This is a genomic window from Rhizobium sp. 01N424 (genome assembly GCF_056399485.1).
Genome location: NZ_JBFTRK010000001.1, coordinates 21394 through 37241, shown reverse-complemented (window position 1 = coordinate 37241; position 15848 = coordinate 21394). Strand labels below are relative to the sequence as shown.

The 15848-nt window shown below is 61.7% G+C and carries 14 protein-coding genes; 5 read left to right on the top strand and 9 right to left on the bottom strand.

The annotated features are described in order from the left end of the window. The first annotated feature begins 33 nt into the window (after positions 1 to 33). The 4 genes from fabB to AC1DNK_RS00200 all read left to right on the top strand — a co-directional run bounded on the left by fabB (position 34) and on the right by AC1DNK_RS00200 (position 2760). Entirely contained in the window at positions 34 to 1257 is a 1224-nt protein-coding gene (gene fabB / locus AC1DNK_RS00215; protein WP_112385022.1) for a beta-ketoacyl-ACP synthase I, read from the top strand. Positions 1258 to 1261: 4 nt separating this feature from the next. Further along, on the top strand, positions 1262 to 2068 hold the full coding sequence (gene fabI / locus AC1DNK_RS00210; protein WP_112514281.1) for an enoyl-ACP reductase FabI: 807 nt from the start codon (positions 1262 to 1264) through the stop codon (positions 2066 to 2068). 103 nt (positions 2069 to 2171) lie between these two features. Next, on the top strand, positions 2172 to 2354 hold the full coding sequence (locus tag AC1DNK_RS00205; protein WP_477938727.1) for a type II toxin-antitoxin system HicA family toxin: 183 nt from the start codon (positions 2172 to 2174) through the stop codon (positions 2352 to 2354). Positions 2355 to 2364: 10 nt separating this feature from the next. Next, complete coding sequence (locus AC1DNK_RS00200) at positions 2365 to 2760, top strand: type II toxin-antitoxin system HicB family antitoxin (RefSeq protein WP_477938725.1); 396 nt, start codon at positions 2365 to 2367, stop codon at positions 2758 to 2760. Between the two features lie 6 nt (positions 2761 to 2766). Here AC1DNK_RS00200 and AC1DNK_RS00195 read toward each other — a convergent pair whose 3' ends face one another. The 9 genes from AC1DNK_RS00195 to rimP form a co-directional block, all read right to left on the bottom strand. Then, a complete protein-coding gene (locus tag AC1DNK_RS00195) occupies positions 2767 to 3783 on the bottom strand; it encodes a class I SAM-dependent methyltransferase (protein ID WP_477938724.1) in 1017 nt (338 codons plus the stop codon). A 75-nt stretch (positions 3784 to 3858) separates the two neighbouring features. Then, on the bottom strand, positions 3859 to 5997 hold the full coding sequence (pnp, locus tag AC1DNK_RS00190; protein ID WP_112385019.1) for a polyribonucleotide nucleotidyltransferase: 2139 nt from the start codon (positions 5995 to 5997) through the stop codon (positions 3859 to 3861). A 334-nt stretch (positions 5998 to 6331) separates the two neighbouring features. Beyond that, positions 6332 to 6601 carry a 30S ribosomal protein S15 gene (rpsO, locus tag AC1DNK_RS00185; protein ID WP_026283114.1) on the bottom strand — a complete coding sequence of 90 codons (270 nt, stop codon included), beginning with the start codon at positions 6599 to 6601 and terminating at the stop codon, positions 6332 to 6334. 169 nt (positions 6602 to 6770) lie between these two features. Continuing rightward, positions 6771 to 7703, bottom strand: coding sequence for a tRNA pseudouridine(55) synthase TruB (gene truB / locus AC1DNK_RS00180; RefSeq protein ID WP_477938723.1), 933 nt, complete (start codon positions 7701 to 7703; stop codon positions 6771 to 6773). Between the two features lie 12 nt (positions 7704 to 7715). Next, positions 7716 to 8123: a 30S ribosome-binding factor RbfA gene (gene rbfA / locus AC1DNK_RS00175; RefSeq protein WP_112385017.1), complete on the bottom strand. Its 408-nt coding sequence runs from the start codon at positions 8121 to 8123 to the stop codon at positions 7716 to 7718. A 74-nt stretch (positions 8124 to 8197) separates the two neighbouring features. Further along, the gene (infB, locus tag AC1DNK_RS00170; protein WP_477938722.1) at positions 8198 to 10903 is read right to left on the bottom strand and encodes a translation initiation factor IF-2; all 2706 of its coding nucleotides are present in this window, start codon (positions 10901 to 10903) and stop codon (positions 8198 to 8200) included. A gap of 99 nt (positions 10904 to 11002) precedes the next feature. Next, positions 11003 to 11689, bottom strand: a complete 687-nt coding sequence (locus AC1DNK_RS00165) for an RNA-binding protein (RefSeq protein WP_477938721.1) — start codon at positions 11687 to 11689, stop codon at positions 11003 to 11005. Continuing rightward, positions 11689 to 13293 carry a transcription termination factor NusA gene (gene nusA / locus AC1DNK_RS00160; protein ID WP_112514285.1) on the bottom strand — a complete coding sequence of 535 codons (1605 nt, stop codon included), beginning with the start codon at positions 13291 to 13293 and terminating at the stop codon, positions 11689 to 11691. The genes AC1DNK_RS00165 and nusA overlap by 1 nt, the downstream gene beginning before the upstream one ends. 60 nt (positions 13294 to 13353) lie before the next feature. After that, positions 13354 to 13959 (bottom strand): ribosome maturation factor RimP, encoded by a 606-nt coding sequence (gene rimP, locus AC1DNK_RS00155; protein ID WP_112385013.1) that lies wholly within the window; start codon positions 13957 to 13959, stop codon positions 13354 to 13356. Between the two features lie 249 nt (positions 13960 to 14208). Here rimP and AC1DNK_RS00150 point away from each other — a divergent pair, with 249 nt between their 5' ends. Continuing rightward, positions 14209 to 15840: an MFS transporter gene (locus AC1DNK_RS00150; protein ID WP_477938719.1), complete on the top strand. Its 1632-nt coding sequence runs from the start codon at positions 14209 to 14211 to the stop codon at positions 15838 to 15840. Positions 15841 to 15848: the final 8 nt, after the last annotated feature.

The following is a 15848-nucleotide window of genomic DNA, read 5'->3' as shown; positions in this document are numbered from 1 at the left end:
AAATACAAAGACGTTTTAGAAGAGGTCATCGACATGAGACGGGTTGTTGTCACAGGTCTGGGTATCGTTTCTTCCATCGGGAATGACGCACAGGAAGTCACCGCGTCGCTGCGCGAAGCCAAGTCCGGCATTTCGTTTTCCAACGATTTTGCCGAGCATGGCTTCAAGTGCCAGGTTTGGGGTTCGCCCAAGATCGACGTGACTGAACTCGTCGATCGCCGCGCGGCGCGCTTCCTGTCGCAGGGCGGCATGTGGAACCACGTCGCCATGAAGCAGGCGATCGCCGATTCCGGCCTCGAAGACGCCGATATCGGTGGCAACGAGCGCACCGGCATCATCATGGGTTCGGGCGGCCCGTCCACCCGCACGCTCATCGAAGCGGCCGACATCACCATCAAGAACAACAGCCCGAAGCGCATCGGCCCGTTTGCCGTTCCGAAGGCGATGTCCTCGACGGCTTCGGCGACGCTCGCCACTTGGTTCAAGATCCACGGCGTCAACTACTCGATCTCCTCGGCCTGCTCGACCTCGGCACATTGCATCGGCAACGCGGCTGAAATGATCCAGTGGGGCAAGCAGGACATCATGTTCGCCGGCGGTCACGAAGACCTCGACTGGACGATGTCGAACCTCTTCGACGCCATGGGCGCGATGTCTTCCAAGTACAATGACACGCCGGATACCGCGTCGCGCGCCTATGACGTCAGCCGTGACGGCTTCGTTATCGCTGGTGGTGCCGGCGTCCTGGTTCTCGAAGAACTCGAGCATGCCAAGGCCCGCGGCGCCAAGATCTACGCCGAAATCGTCGGCTACGGCGCGACTTCCGACGGCTACGACATGGTCGCTCCGTCGGGCGAAGGCGCGATCCGCTGCATGCGCCAGGCACTGGCGACGGTGAAGGGCAGCGTCGATTACGTCAACACGCACGGCACTTCGACGCCGGTTGGCGACAGCAAGGAAATCGGCGCGATCCGCGAAGTCTTCGGCGACAAGATCCCGCATATCCAGTCGACCAAGTCGCTGACCGGTCACTCACTGGGTGCTGCCGGCGTTCAGGAATCGATTTACTCGCTGCTGATGATGCAGGCGGGCTTCATCGGCGAAAGCGCCCATATCAGGGAACTCGACCCCGAGTTCGACGGCGTGCCGATCGTTCGCAAGCGCATCGACGACGCCAAGATCGACATTGCCCTTTCCAACTCCTTCGGCTTCGGCGGCACCAACGCTACGCTCGTCTTCCAGCGCTACAACGGATAATACCATGACGGGAATCATGCAGGGTAAGCGCGGCCTCATCATGGGCGTCGCAAACAACCATTCGATTGCCTGGGGCATTTCGAAGGCGCTGGCGGCGCAGGGCGCCGAACTCGCCTTCACCTTCCAGGGTGAGGCGCTCGGCAAGCGGGTCAAGCCGCTCGCAGCCGAAGCCGGCTCGGATTTCGTGCTACCTTGCGATGTCGAGGACACGGCATCGGTCGATGCCGTGGTGGACTCTATCAAGGAGCGCTGGGGCAAGCTGGACTTCATCGTTCATGCCATCGGTTTCTCGGACAAGAACGAGCTGAAGGGCCTCTACGCCGACACCACGCGCGACAATTTCAGCCGCACGATGGTGATCTCCTGTTTCTCCTTCACGGAGATCGCCAAGCGCTGTGCGCCGCTGATGGCCGACGGCGGCTCGATGCTGACGCTGACCTATAACGGCTCCACCCGCGTCATCCCGAACTACAATGTCATGGGTGTCGCCAAGGCGGCTCTGGAAGCCTCCGTACGCTATCTGGCGGCCGATTACGGCCCGCGCGGCATCCGCGTCAACGCCATCTCCGCAGGCCCGATCCGCACGCTCGCCGGCGCCGGCATTTCCGACGCCCGCGCGATCCTGTCGTGGAACCAGCAGAATGCACCGCTGCGCAAGACCGTCAGCATCGACCATGTCGGCAATTCGGCACTCTACCTGCTGTCTGACATGTCGGCCGGCGTCACCGGCGAAATCCATTTCGTCGACGCGGGTTTCAACATCACCTCGATGCCGACGCTGGATGCGCTGCGGACGGCAGACGTCGAGTAAGATCAGATTTCAATCAGACCCTCAAGGGCGTGCGCATCATGATGCGCACGCCCTTGCTGTTTCCAGCACTGCGGCATATATTGCCTGCGGGATGGGAGCGCGCATGGAGCGAAACAGCAGAGAGATCATTGCGCGTCTCAAACGCGATGGGTTCGAGCTCGTTTCCGTAAAAGGATCGCATCACAAATTCCGGAAAGGCGACCGGACGATCATCGTGCCGCACCCGAAGAAAGACCTGCCGGCGGGCACGGCGTTGGCAATCGCAAAGCAAGCCGGATGGGCATGAGGATCAACGGATGAAATATTTCATCGCTCTTGTTCACAAGGACGAACACAGCGCTTTCGGGATCAGCTTCCCCGACTTGCCGTCTGTGTTTTCCGCCGCTGACAAGGAAAACGACCTGACCGCCAATGCGATCGAGGCATTGCGGCTTTGGGCCGAAGACGAGACACTTCCCGTCCCGTCGTCTTTCGACACCATTTCCAGCCGTGCGGATGTGCGAGAGCAGCTCGCGGCGGGCGCGTTCCTGACGCGTATTCCCTTCATCGAAGACGAGACCCGGATCGTGCGTGCCAACGTGACGTTCGAAAAGGGCATGCTCGACGCGATCGACGCCGCCGCCAAAGAGCGCGGGCTGACCCGCTCGGCCTTCCTTGCGAGCGCTGCCCGCAAGGAAATCGAAGCCGCCTGACGCGGCTTATTTCTTCGCCCAGAGAACCTTGAAGCGGGCGTTGCGGCAGGTTTCGCCGCTTTCCCGAAAATTGGCGGCCAGAACCGGCTCATAAGGCAGGCCGCGATTGGCGACGATGAGCAGGCGGCCGCCGCCGCGTAGCGCCGAAGCTGCGGTCTTGATCATCGCTTGGCCCAGCGAAGGCTCGGCTGCGTGGCCTTCATGGAAGGGCGGGTTCATGATGACGAGGTCGTACTTGTCCTTGACCGGTTCGCCCGCCAGATCGTGCCAGAAGAAGCGCGCCGGTGCGTTCGGGCAGTTCTCTGCCAGATTGTCCTTTGCGGCCTCCAGCGAAGCGTGGTTGGCCTCGTAGAGGTCGATGCGTGCGAGCTTCGGTGAATGCGCGACGAGTTCGGCGGAAAGATATCCCCAGCCGGCGCCGAAATCGGCGGCATCACCAGTGAAATCGGTCGGCAGGCGCGAGGCGAGCAGCTCGGAACCATCGTCGATCCGGTCATGTGAGAACATTCCCGGCGAAGCGATGAAGCGGCCGTCGACGCGAACCGGCGCCTTGGCGAATTTTGACACGGCTTCGCTGACATCGTCAGGACGGACGAACCAGAAGGCGACGCCGTGATATTTCGGCATGTGCTCGATATCGAAACCGAAGCCGTCCATGCGCTTGCGCAGCGGCTGGATGCCGTCTTCCTTGCCACCGGCGACGACGATCAGGCCGCCTGATTTCACGCGCGACAGGGCGGCGGCGATATTCGCCTCGTTCTCACCCTTGTGCTTGCTGCAGAGCACCAGGGCCGCATCATAGTCCTCGCCTTCGATCTCAGGCGTGGTTTCGATGCGCTGTGCCTGCAGCTGCCGGTATAGCGGACGGAAGCCCTGTACGGCGCTCAGCGAGGCGGCAAAGCCCTCCGGCAAGGCAAAGCCTGCCTCGGCGCCCAGGAACAGCACGCGCTGCCCCTCGCCCGGCGCATCGACAGTGCCGCTGGCAAAGGGGTGGAACAGGGTTTTCAGCGTTTCGCGGCTCATGGGCTCATCTCGTCTTCTAATACAAAAAGGGCGCGGAAACAGTCCCGCGCCCATGAAGTTCTGGAAAGGCGCAGCTTATTCGGCTGCTTCTTCCTTCTTCTTGTCGGCAGGGATTTCCTGGCCGGTTTCCTGATCGACGACCTTCATCGACAGGCGGACCTTGCCGCGCTCGTCGAAGCCGAGGAGCTTGACCCAGACCTTCTGGCCTTCCTTGACGACGTCCTGCGTCTTGGCAACGCGCTCGGAAGCGAGCTGCGAGATGTGGACGAGACCGTCACGGGCGCCGAAGAAGTTGACGAAAGCACCGAAGTCGGCGGTCTTGACGACCGTGCCTTCGTAGATGACGCCGATTTCCGGCTCGGCAACGATCGAGTGGATCCACTTGCGGGCCGCTTCGATTTCCTTGCCGGACGAAGAAGCGATCTTCACCGTGCCGTCGTCTTCGATGTTGATCTTGGCGCCGGTCTTTTCGACGATTTCGCGGATGACCTTGCCGCCGGAGCCGATGACTTCACGGATCTTGTCGACCGGGATGTTCATGACTTCGATGCGCGGTGCGAATTCGCCGAGCTGGCCGCGGCTCTCGGTGATGGCCTTGGCCATTTCGCCGAGAATGTGCGTGCGGCCACCCTGTGCCTGGCCGAGAGCGACCTTCATGATCTCTTCGGTGATACCGGCGATCTTGATGTCCATCTGCAGCGAGGTGATGCCGTCGGCGGTACCGGCGACCTTGAAGTCCATGTCGCCGAGATGATCTTCGTCACCGAGAATGTCGGAGAGAACGGCGAAGCGATCGCCTTCGAGGATCAGGCCCATGGCAATACCGGCAACCGGCTTAGCCAGCGGAACGCCGGCGTCCATCAGAGCGAGCGACGTGCCGCAAACGGTTGCCATCGAGGACGAGCCGTTGGACTCGGTGATCTCGGAGACGACGCGCAGCGTGTAGGGGAACTGCTCGGCAGACGGCAGCATCGGACGGATAGCGCGCCATGCGAGCTTGCCGTGACCGATTTCGCGCCGGCCCGGGGAGCCCATGCGACCGGTTTCGCCAACCGAGTAGGGAGGGAAGTTGTAATGGAGCAGGAAGCGCTCCTTGTACATGCCGGTCAGGCTGTCGACATACTGTTCGTCTTCGCCGGTGCCGAGTGTGGCAACAACGATCGCCTGCGTTTCACCACGGGTGAAGAGAGCCGAACCGTGGGTGCGCGGCAGCAGGCCGACTTCCGAGACGATCGCACGAACGGTCGATAGATCGCGACCATCAATACGGCTCTTGGTGTCGAGAATGTTCCAGCGAACGATCTTCGCCTGCAGATGCTTGAAGGTCGCGCCGATGACTTCGGCAGTGTACTTCGGCTCGACGCCTTCAGGGAAGAAGTGAGCCTTGACCTTTGCCTTGACTGCATCGACGGCTGCGTAGCGTTCAGCCTTCTGGGTGTTCTTGTAGGCGACGCGCAGTTCGGCTTCGAAATGCTTCAGCATTTCGGCTTCGAGCTCGGAATGATCTTCCGGCTGGAAATCGCGCGGTTCCTTGGCAGCAACTTCGGCGAGCTTGATGATCGCGTCGAGAACCGGCTGGAAGCCGCGGTGGCCGAACATGACGGCGCCGAGCATGACTTCTTCGTTGAGTTCCTTGGCTTCCGATTCAACCATCAGAACGGCATCGTGCGTACCGGCAACGACGAGATCGAGTACGGACTCTTCCATTTCATCGAGATGCGGGTTGAGGACGTATTCGCCGTTGATGTAGCCGACGCGTGCGCCGCCGACCGGGCCCATGAACGGAACGCCTGACAGCGTCAGGGCTGCCGAGGTGGCGACCATCGACAGGATGTCGGGGTTGTTTTCAAGGTCGTGCTGGATGACGGTGACGACGACCTGGGTGTCGTTCTTGTAGCCTTCCGGGAAGAGCGGGCGGATCGGCCGATCGATCAGGCGGGAAACGAGCGTTTCGTTTTCCGAGGGACGTCCTTCGCGCTTGAAGTAGCCGCCGGGGATCTTGCCGGCTGCGTAGGTCTTTTCCTGGTAGTTGACGGTGAGCGGGAAGAAATCCTGGCCCGGCTTCGGCGACTTGGCGGAAACAACGGTCGCGAGAACGACGGTTTCACCGTAGGTCGCGAGAACGGCGCCATCAGCCTGACGAGCGATCTTGCCGGTTTCGAGCTTCAGCGGGCGGCCTGCCCACTCGATTTCCACGCTATGGGTATCGAACATATGTCTTGTCCTTCAATGCGGGAACAGGCGCCACGACCCTTTCAAGGCACAGCGCGCGATCGACCGCAATTATGTGACACATCATGGGCAAGACAACGGGAGGCTTTACGGCGGCGGCTTTCGAGAAAGCCGGGCCAAGGTTCCGTACCTTGGCCGGAAAGCATCCGGCAATCCTGCCCCATGACAGGTCAACGGTTGTTCTGGCAAAACCGGCCCATCCGGGTCTGCCTCAGTTCCACCCCATGAAAACATCAAATGCGGTGGTCAATCTCTGGGGCTTTCCAACCCCTGATAAGCAACCGGCGAGCGCTCGAAGAGCGCCCGCCGGAAAACCTTAGCGACGGATACCCAGGCTGGTGATCAGCTTGGTGTAACGGCCTTCGTTCTTCTTCTTGAGGTAGTCGAGAAGCGAACGGCGGCTCGAAACCATCGTCAGCAGGCCACGGCGGGAATGGTTATCCTTCTTGTGGCCCTTGAAGTGTTCCGTGAGATTGTTGATCCGCTCGGTCAGGATCGCAACCTGGACTTCCGGAGAACCGGTGTCGCCTTCGAACGTTGCGTATTCCTTGATGAGGGCGGTCTTGCGCTCAGCAGTAATCGACATCGGATGTTCCTTTCGATGAGAGGAGATAAGGTCGCCAAAAGCCGGGATGTCGTCCAGCTTTGGCCGCGAAAGCATTCAGGCCTGCCTGATGCTGGCGCTGCCTATAGACCATTCAGACGGCAAAGGGAAGAGGCATGACCGGCAGGCCTACGGCGCGCCGGTCGCGTCGTCAGACGAAGACGCGCTTCGGGCGGAATTCGCCCTCGCCGATCTCGCCGATGGCGATCAGCTTGCCGCGCGCCGTCGCATAGGCTTCGCTCTCGGTGATCGGGGCGTCACGGCCGCGCACGAGGATCGGGTTGCCCATCTTCAGACGGTGCGCCTGATCGTCGTTGACGGCCAGATGCGGCAGGGAAGACAGCGCTTCGCTGGTGTCGATGAGCAGCGCGTCGAGAGCTGCCAGCCGCTCGTCCTGATCCTCGATCGCTTCAAGGGCGACGAGTTCGGAAAGCGGGATCATGCTGTCTTCGGGGAACGGCGCGACGAATGTCCGGCGCAGGCCGGATACGTGGCCGTAGCAGCCAAGATCGCGGCCGAAATCGCGGGCCAAGGCGCGAACATATGTACCCTTTCCGCATTCGACTTCGAAATGCGCCGTGTTGGCATCCGGGCAGGAGAGCAGCGTCAGGCGGAAGATCTCGACCTCGCGCGACGGAATCTCGACGGCTTCGCCCTCGCGGGCCAGATCATAGGCGCGCTCGCCGGCGATCTTGATTGCCGAGAACTGCGGCGGCACTTGGCTGATGACGCCGGTATAATTCGGCAGAAGCGCCAGGATATCGCCCTCGGCCGGACGCTTGTCCGAACTCTGCGTGACTTCGCCCTCGAGATCGTCGGTGGCGCGTTCTTCGCCCCAGGTGACCGAGAATTCGTAGATCTTGCGGCCATCCATGACGTAGGGGACCGTCTTCGTCGCATCGCCGAGCGCGATCGGCAGCATGCCCGAGGCCAAGGGGTCGAGCGTGCCAGCGTGGCCGCATTTCTGCGCCTTGAACAGCCACTTGATCTTGGAAACGGCTTCCGTCGAGCCGAAATCCACCGGCTTGTCGAGGATCAGCCAGCCGGAAACCGGGCGGCCCTTGGGTTTGCGTGGTTTGGACATTCTTTTCTTCTGTTATTCGCCGTCTTTGCCGTCATCGAGATCGCGCACGACCTCGGGCGAACGCAGGAGCTCATCGATCTTCTTGTAATTGTCGAAGCTCGTGTCGTCGCGGAAGCGGACTTCAGGCATGTATTTCATCTGGCGCAGCTGTGCGCCGAGGCGGCCACGGATGTATTTCGCATTCTTGTTCAGCGCTGCGATGACCGTGTCGTGATCGGCGACGCCAAGCGGCGTGACGAAAGCGGTCGCGATCTTCAGATCGGGCGACATACGCACTTCGGAGATCGAGATCACGGTCTTTTCGATCACGTCGTCACGCACTTCGCCGCGCTGCAGAACCTGTGTGATCGCTGCACGCACCTGTTCGCCGACGCGCAGCATGCGCTGCGAAGGTGCGGAGGTTGTCGGTCTTGTTGCCATTTTTCTTTGCCTCAAAAGGTTCGGGCGCCGGCCTCAGATGATCCGGCGCCCGTCCAAGATACAGATCCGCGCGATCAGAGCGAGCGGGTGATATGCTCGACGCGGAAGCATTCGATGACATCGCCTGCGCGGATGTCTTCGTAGTTCTCGAAGGCCATACCGCATTCCTGACCGACCGGCACTTCGGAGACTTCGTCCTTGAAGCGCTTGAGCGTCTTGAGCTTGCCTTCGTGGATGACGACGTTGTCGCGGATGAGGCGCACGCCTGCACCACGCTCGACCTTGCCTTCGGTGACGCGGCAACCCGCGACCTTGCCTGTTTTGGTGATGTTGAACACTTCGAGGATCTCGGCATTGCCGAGGAAGGTCTCGCGGCGCTCCGGCGACAGCAGGCCCGACATCGCTGCCTTCACGTCATCCACGAGATCGTAGATGATGTTGTAGTAGCGGATCTCGATGCCGCCACGCTCGGCAGCGGTACGTGCCTGTGCATTGGCGCGAACGTTGAAGCCGATGATCGCCGCGTCGGAGGATTCAGCAAGCGCGATATCCGACTCGGTGATGGCACCAGCACCCGAATGAACGATGCGAGCGCGCACTTCGTCGGTACCCAGCTTGTCGAGAGCACCGATGATGGCTTCGATGGAACCCTGAACGTCACCCTTGATGACAAGCGGGAATTCCTTGTAGCCGGTATTCTGCAGCTTGCTCATCATCTGTTCGAGCGAACCGCGCTGGCCGGACTGGCGGGCAGCTGCCTTGTCGCGCGCCAGACGCTGGCGGTACTCGGAAATTTCGCGAGCACGAGCTTCGTTCTCGACGACGGCAAACTTGTCGCCGGCAGCAGGCGTGCCGGAAAGACCGAGCACTTCGACCGGGGTCGCCGGACCGGCTTCCTTGACATGGTCGCCCTTGTCGGTGACGAGCGCGCGGACGCGGCCCCACTGATCGCCAGCAACGATGATCTGGCCTGGCTTCAGCGTGCCCTTCTGGACGAGAACGGTCGCGACCGCACCACGGCCACGATCGAGCTGAGCTTCGATGACGGTGCCTTCAGCGGTCCGGGTCGGATCGGCCTTGAGGTCGAGAATTTCGGCCTGCAGCAGGACGGCTTCGAGCAGCTTGTCGAGGTTCGTCTTGTTCTTGGCCGAAACTTCGACGTCGAGAACTTCACCGCCCAGCGATTCCACGAAGACTTCGTGCTGCAGAAGCTGCTGGCGGACCTTGTCCGGCTTGGCCTCGTGCTTGTCGATCTTGTTGATCGCCACGATGATCGGAACACCGGCCGCCTTGGCGTGATTGATGGATTCGATCGTCTGCGGCATGACGCTGTCGTCGGCCGCAACCACCAGGATCGCGATGTCCGTTGCCTGCGCACCACGAGCACGCATGGCCGTGAAGGCGGCGTGGCCGGGCGTGTCGATGAAGGTGATCTTCTGGCCGTTCTGTTCGACCTGATAGGCACCGATATGCTGGGTGATGCCACCGGCTTCACCCGACACGACGTTCGCCTGACGGATGGCGTCGAGCAGCGAGGTCTTGCCGTGGTCGACGTGACCCATGATGGTGACGACAGGCGGACGCGAAACCATTTCACCAGCATCGTCGGCCTTGTCGAAGATACCTTCTTCAACGTCGGATTCCGAAACGCGCTTGACGGTGTGGCCGAATTCGCCGGCGATCAGTTCAGCCAGGTCGGCGTCGATGACGTCGCCCGGCTTCATCATCTGGCCTTCCTTCATCAGGTACTTGATAACGTCGACGGCGCGTTCAGACATACGCTGCGACAGTTCCTGAATGGTGATGGTCTCAGGCAGAATGACCTCGCGCATAACCTTTTCGCGGGTTTCCTGCATCTGGCTGCGGCGGAACTTTTCCTGACGGCGGCGCATGGCAGCCATAGAGCGGCCGCGCGCACCTTCGTCGTCGACGCCCGCGGTACCGATCGTCAGCTTGCCGCGACGGCGGTCTTCCTCGCCCTTCGGACGGGTGGTGACCGGCTTTGCCGGCTCCGGACGCACGACGCGGCCACGAACCGGGCCACCGCGTGCAGCACCGCCGCGATCGTCTTCTTCGCCTTCGCGGCGTCCACGGGCCGCTGCCGGAGCAGCCGATCCGGGACGCGCAGCGCCCGGTGCCGGGGCGGCATCGGGGCGGCGGGCAGCCGGTGCGGACGGCTGAGCCGAACGGGCCTGAACGGGCGCTGCAGCCGGTGCCGGAGCAGGGGCTTCAACAACCGGAGGCGCCGGCGGACGGGCAGCTTCTTCGGCGGCGCGGCGCGCAGCCTCTTCGGCTTCCGCAGCCTGACGGGCAGCTTCTTCTACAGCGCGGCGCTTGTCTTCCTCGACGCGGCGGGCCGCATCTTCGGCTTCGCGAACCTGCGCCATGGCAAGAGCGCGGCGGCGCGCATCCATTTCTTCCGGCGACAGATGGTTCAGCACCACCGGACGCGGACGGTCCTGCTGACGCGGAGAATGCTGCGACGGCTGAGAGTTGCCACCTTGCTGCTGGATACGCGGCGCCGGTGTCTGCTGCTGCGGACGCGCCTGGACTGGTGCTGGTGCAGGCTCGGCAGCGCGCGGCGCCACCGGAGCGGGTGCGACCGGACGTTCGTCTTCGGGGCGCATCGGACGCCGCTTACGGGTCTCGACGACGACCGCTTTTGTGCGACCGCGACCCATATCCTGGCGCACGGTGCCCTGGCTTATCCCCGACGGTTTCAGGGTCAGCGTCTTCTTGCCCGTTGCACCAAGTGTCTTGTCGTCATTGCTATCGGTCATTCGTTCCCGTTCCTTCGGACAGGGAGCGATGACGTCATCAGTCCCTGTCAATCAAATACAGTCGATCAATGATGGGCCGGCATCTGCCGGTCGCCCGTATCATTGTTTTTGCCGGCCCGCGCTGTCCGGTGCCCGGGACTGACCGCTGTTACGGTACTGCTCAAGCATCTTTGCGCGCTTCACTACACCCTCACCCGCCTGCCCTGCAAGCACTGCGGCATGGATAAAAGCATTCTCGCCCATCACCCCTTCCATTTCGCTCTCCGAGAAGAGACGGAAGGAAGGTATTTCTTCCTCGGTTTCCATTCCGAGGTGCCAGGCCTTGCGAGCCTGGTCTATTTTTCGCACGCCATCGTCGGCCGCACCGGTCGAATGGAACACCGCAAGGGCTGCTCCGCTTCTGACCGCAGCATCCACTTTCGCGGAGCCGGTGACGAACTGGCCGGCCTTGCGGGCCATGTTCATCATCTGCATCAGCTGCTTGGCGATCAGCCGGTCCACGGTCTCGCCGAGATCAGCTGCAGCCTTCACATCCGCCTTCAAGGCGCGGGCGAAGGTCTTCTTCGCCACCGCCTTGTCGACCAGCGTACGGTCGATCTTTACCCAGCATCCCCGTCCCGGAAGCTCGCGCTTCAGATCGGCGATGACGGTCCCATCGGGAGCGGCGACAAAGCGGATCAGCTCATCCGGCGATCCGCTTTCGCGCGTCACGATGCACATGCGGCCGTTCACGTCATAACCTGCAAGATCATCATCCTCAGGAGATGTGTCCGGCTGCGCGGTCATTACGCTTCCTGCTCGGCAGCATCGGCCTCAACAGGCTCCGCATCCTTCGCAAGGTCGTCCTCGGTGATCCAGCCAACCGCGAGGCGGGCCTGAACAACCATCTGTTCTGCTTCGACGCGGGAGATGTCGAACTTCGAGAACAGACCCTCGAACTTCTTCGTCTCGCCGTTCTTGCGCTCGCTCCAGCCGACGAGATCGTCTGCTGCGCAGCCTGCAAAGTCTTCCATCGTCTTGATGCCGTCTTCGCCGAGCGCGACCATCATCTGTGCGGTCATGCCTTCGATCTGGCGAAGATCGTCGGAGACGCCGAGCGACTTGCGCTTCTCGTCCATCTCGGCTTCGAGCTTTTCGAGGAATTCGCGGGCGCGGGTCTGGATTTCCTGCGCCGTGTCTTCGTCGAAGCCGTCGATCGAGGCGATTTCGTCGAGATCTACGTAAGCCAGCTCTTCAACGGCAGCAAAGCCTTCGGACGCCAGAACCTGGCCGACCATTTCATCGACGTCGAGCGAGTCCATGAACAGGTTGGTGCGCTCGTTGAATTCTTTCTGACGGCGCTCCGACTCTTCGGCTTCCGTCATGATGTCGATATCCCAGCCGGTCAGCTGCGATGCGAGGCGAACGTTCTGACCACGGCGGCCGATGGCGAGCGACAGCTGCTCATCAGGAACCACGACTTCGATGCGCTCTGCATCTTCGTCAAGAACGACCTTGGCGACTTCAGCCGGCTGCAGGGCGTTGACGACGAAGGTCGCCGGATCCTGCGACCACGGAATAATGTCGATCTTTTCGCCCTGAAGCTCACCGACGACGGCCTGAACGCGTGAACCGCGCATACCGACGCAGGCACCGACCGGGTCGATCGACGAGTCGTTCGAGATGACGGCGATCTTGGCGCGCGAACCCGGGTCACGGGCAACCGAGCGAACCTGGATGATACCGTCGTAAATTTCCGGCACTTCCATGGTGAAGAGCTTCACCATGAACTGCGGATGGGTACGCGACAGGAAAATCTGCGGGCCGCGCTGTTCGCGACGCACATCATAGACATAGGCGCGGACGCGATCGCCGTAGCGAACGTTTTCGCGCGGGATCATTTCGTCGCGGCGGATAATGCCTTCGCCACGGCCAAGATCGACGATGACGTTGCCGTATTCGACGCGCTTGACGGTACCGTTGACGATTTCGCCGGTACGATCCTTGAACTCGTCGAACTGGCGATCACGCTCGGCTTCGCGAACCTTCTGGACGATGACCTGCTTGGCAGACTGCGCAGCGATACGGCCGAAGTCCATCGGCGGCAGCGGATCGGCAATGAAATCGCCAAGGGCTGCATCGGGGTTGCGGTCGCGGGCCAGTTCCAGCGGGATCTGCGTGGAATAGTCTTCGGCCTTCTCGACGACTTCGAGCAGACGCTGAAGGCGGATTTCGCCGGTCTTCGGATTGATGTCGGCGCGGATGTTCGATTCCGAGCCGTAACGGGAGCGTGCAGCTTTCTGGATCGCATCGGCCATTGCGGCCAGCACGATTTCGCGGTCGATGACTTTTTCGCGCGCCACTGCATCTGCGATCTGCAGAAGTTCGAGGCGGTTCGCACTGACTGCCATTGTTTTATCTCTCCGTCTCGGCTTGCCGGGTTCCCGTCCCTGGAGCCTGTAGTTGATCGGTTATTCCTGGTCTTCCGCTTCGTTCTGGTTCGCGGCTTCCGACTTCGCTGCCTTGTCGGCGCGAAGCGCATCGCGGATCAGATCGTCGGTCAGGATAAGCTTGGCTTCGGCCAGAGCCGCGAAGGGGATTTCCACCTTCTGCTCTTCGCCATAGGCAACCTGGTCACGCTCAAGCGTGAAACCATCTGCATTCGATTCCAGAATCTTGCCACGGAACCGCTTGCGGTTGCCGATCATGATCGACGTATCGCACTTCAAAAGGTGTCCCTGCCAGCGGACGAAATCCGACTTGCGCACCAGCGGACGGTCGATACCGGCCGAAGACACTTCGAGATGATACTCCCGATCGATCGGATCTTCCACATCCAGAACCGGGGAAACAGCCGTCGAGACCGCTTCGCAGTCCTGAACGGACATGGTTCCGTCATTGCGCTCGGCCATGATCTGCAGCGTCGCGCCGTTCTGATTGAGCATCCGGACGCGGATCAGGCGGAAGCCCATACCGACAAGCACTGGTTCGATGATGTCGGCAAGGCGCTGGTCAAGCCCGGTCTCGGTAATCAGCCGTGGCTCAAGTTCGTTTTCTGCGGTTGTCTGATCCGACAAGCGGCGCGCTCCTAGCAAATTTCAAGCATTTTGGATGATCGCGCTAATAAAAAAGAGCGGGTCCTTGCGGCCCACTCTTCATCGTACGATCAAGAATTTGAGTGGCATATAGGCCCGTTTTTCTGAAATTGCAAGCTCCGGCGCCAAATGCGCCAAGGCTGCAATCCTTCGCTGGCCTCAGGCACGCTTCGCCATATATTGGGCGGGAACAGAACAAGACAAGCCGGAGCAAATCCGGGCGGAGGGAACGTGCCGTCGAATTCTTCCACGCTGGCGCCGCTGAAACACGAAACATACCGCCGGATCTGGTTTGCGAGTCTGGCGTCGAACTTCGGCGGGCTGATCCAGGCCGTCGGCGCCGCATGGATGATGACGACGATCACCGCCTCGGAAGACATGGTGGCGCTGGTGCAGACCTCGACGGCGCTGCCGATCATGCTCTTCTCGCTGATCTCGGGCGCGCTCGCCGACAATTTCGACAGGCGCCGGGTGATGCTGACGGCGCAGGTCCTGATGCTCGTTGTCTCGGCGATCCTGACGGTCTTCGCCCTGCTCGGCTGGATCACGCCCTGGCTGCTCCTGATCTTTACCTTCCTGATCGGCTGCGGCACGGCGCTCAACAATCCCTCCTGGCAGGCGTCGGTCGGCGACATGGTGCCGCGCGCCGATCTGCCTGCCGCCGTGACGCTGAACAGCATGGGTTTCAACATGACCCGCAGCGTCGGCCCTGCGATCGGCGGGGTCATCGTGGCGGCAGCCGGTGCAGCGGCCGCCTTTGCGGTCAACGCCGTCAGCTATCTGGCGCTGATCCACGCACTGATGCGCTGGAAGCCCGCTCTTCCCACCTCGACGCTGCCGCGTGAAAGTCTCGGCAGCGCGATCTTTGCCGGCCTGCGCTACATCTCGATGTCGCCAAACCTTGAGAAGGTTCTGGTGCGCGGCTTCACGTTTGGTGTCGGCGCCAGCTCGGTGCTCGCGCTGCTTCCGATCGTCGCGATCGACCTCGTCTCGGGCGGACCACTGACCTACGGCTTCATGCTCGGTTCCTTCGGCATCGGCGCGATCGGCGGCGGGGCGCTCAACGCCCGGCTTCGCGATGCGCTGAGCAGCGAGATCATCATCCGCTATGCCTTTGCCGGCTTTGCGGTGAGCATGGCGATCACCGCGGCCAGCCCCTTTGCGGTGCTGACCTGCGCCGGGCTGCTGGTATCGGGCGCCTGTTGGGTGCTGGCACTGTCGCTGTTCAATACGATCGTCCAACTATCGACACCGCGCTGGGTCGTCGGGCGGGCGCTCTCGCTTTATCAGACGGTAACCTTCGGCGGGATTGCCGGCGGCAGCTGGTTCTGGGGGATCGTGGCAGACCGCTTTGGCGTCTCGAATGCGCTCTATGGTTCTGCAGCGGTAATGGTCATCGGCGTGCTGATCGGCTTCCGCTTCTCGATGCCGGCCTTTGCCTCGCTCAATCTCGATCCGCTCAACCGCTTTGTCGAACCGGCGCTCGGGCTCGATATCACGCCGCGCAGCGGGCCGATCGTCATCCAGGTCGATTATCAGATCAGCGACGAGGACCTGCCGGAATTCCTGAAGCTGATGGGCGAACGGCGGCGCATCCGCATTCGCGACGGCGCCCGGGCCTGGGCGCTGATGCGCGATCTCGAGAACCCCGGCATATGGACGGAGACCTATCACACCCCGACCTGGGTCGAATATATCCGCCACAACCAGCGGCGTACGCAGGCCGATGCGGAAAATACAGACCTGCTGCGCAACCTGCATCGCGGCGCCGACCTGCCGCATGTGCATCGGATGATCGAACGCCAGGCGATCCCACCCTCCGACGACGTCTTTCACAAGGCGCCGATCGATATTCATCACTAGGAAGCTCA

Coding starts and splice junctions, on each gene's coding strand:
- infB (WP_477938722.1), bottom strand. CDS start 10,903: ATGACCGATAGCAATGACGACAAGACACTTGGTGCAACGGGCAAGAAG.
- rbfA (WP_112385017.1), bottom strand. CDS start 8,123: ATGGCAACAAGACCGACAACCTCCGCACCTTCGCAGCGCATGCTGCGC.
- AC1DNK_RS00165 (WP_477938721.1), bottom strand. CDS start 11,689: ATGACCGCGCAGCCGGACACATCTCCTGAGGATGATGATCTTGCAGGT.
- pnp (WP_112385019.1), bottom strand. CDS start 5,997: ATGTTCGATACCCATAGCGTGGAAATCGAGTGGGCAGGCCGCCCGCTG.
- nusA (WP_112514285.1), bottom strand. CDS start 13,293: ATGGCAGTCAGTGCGAACCGCCTCGAACTTCTGCAGATCGCAGATGCA.
- AC1DNK_RS00205 (WP_477938727.1), top strand. CDS start 2,172: ATGGAGCGAAACAGCAGAGAGATCATTGCGCGTCTCAAACGCGATGGG.
- AC1DNK_RS00200 (WP_477938725.1), top strand. CDS start 2,365: ATGAAATATTTCATCGCTCTTGTTCACAAGGACGAACACAGCGCTTTC.
- fabI (WP_112514281.1), top strand. CDS start 1,262: ATGACGGGAATCATGCAGGGTAAGCGCGGCCTCATCATGGGCGTCGCA.
- truB (WP_477938723.1), bottom strand. CDS start 7,703: ATGTCCAAACCACGCAAACCCAAGGGCCGCCCGGTTTCCGGCTGGCTG.
- rpsO (WP_026283114.1), bottom strand. CDS start 6,601: ATGTCGATTACTGCTGAGCGCAAGACCGCCCTCATCAAGGAATACGCA.
- fabB (WP_112385022.1), top strand. CDS start 34: ATGAGACGGGTTGTTGTCACAGGTCTGGGTATCGTTTCTTCCATCGGG.
- AC1DNK_RS00195 (WP_477938724.1), bottom strand. CDS start 3,783: ATGAGCCGCGAAACGCTGAAAACCCTGTTCCACCCCTTTGCCAGCGGC.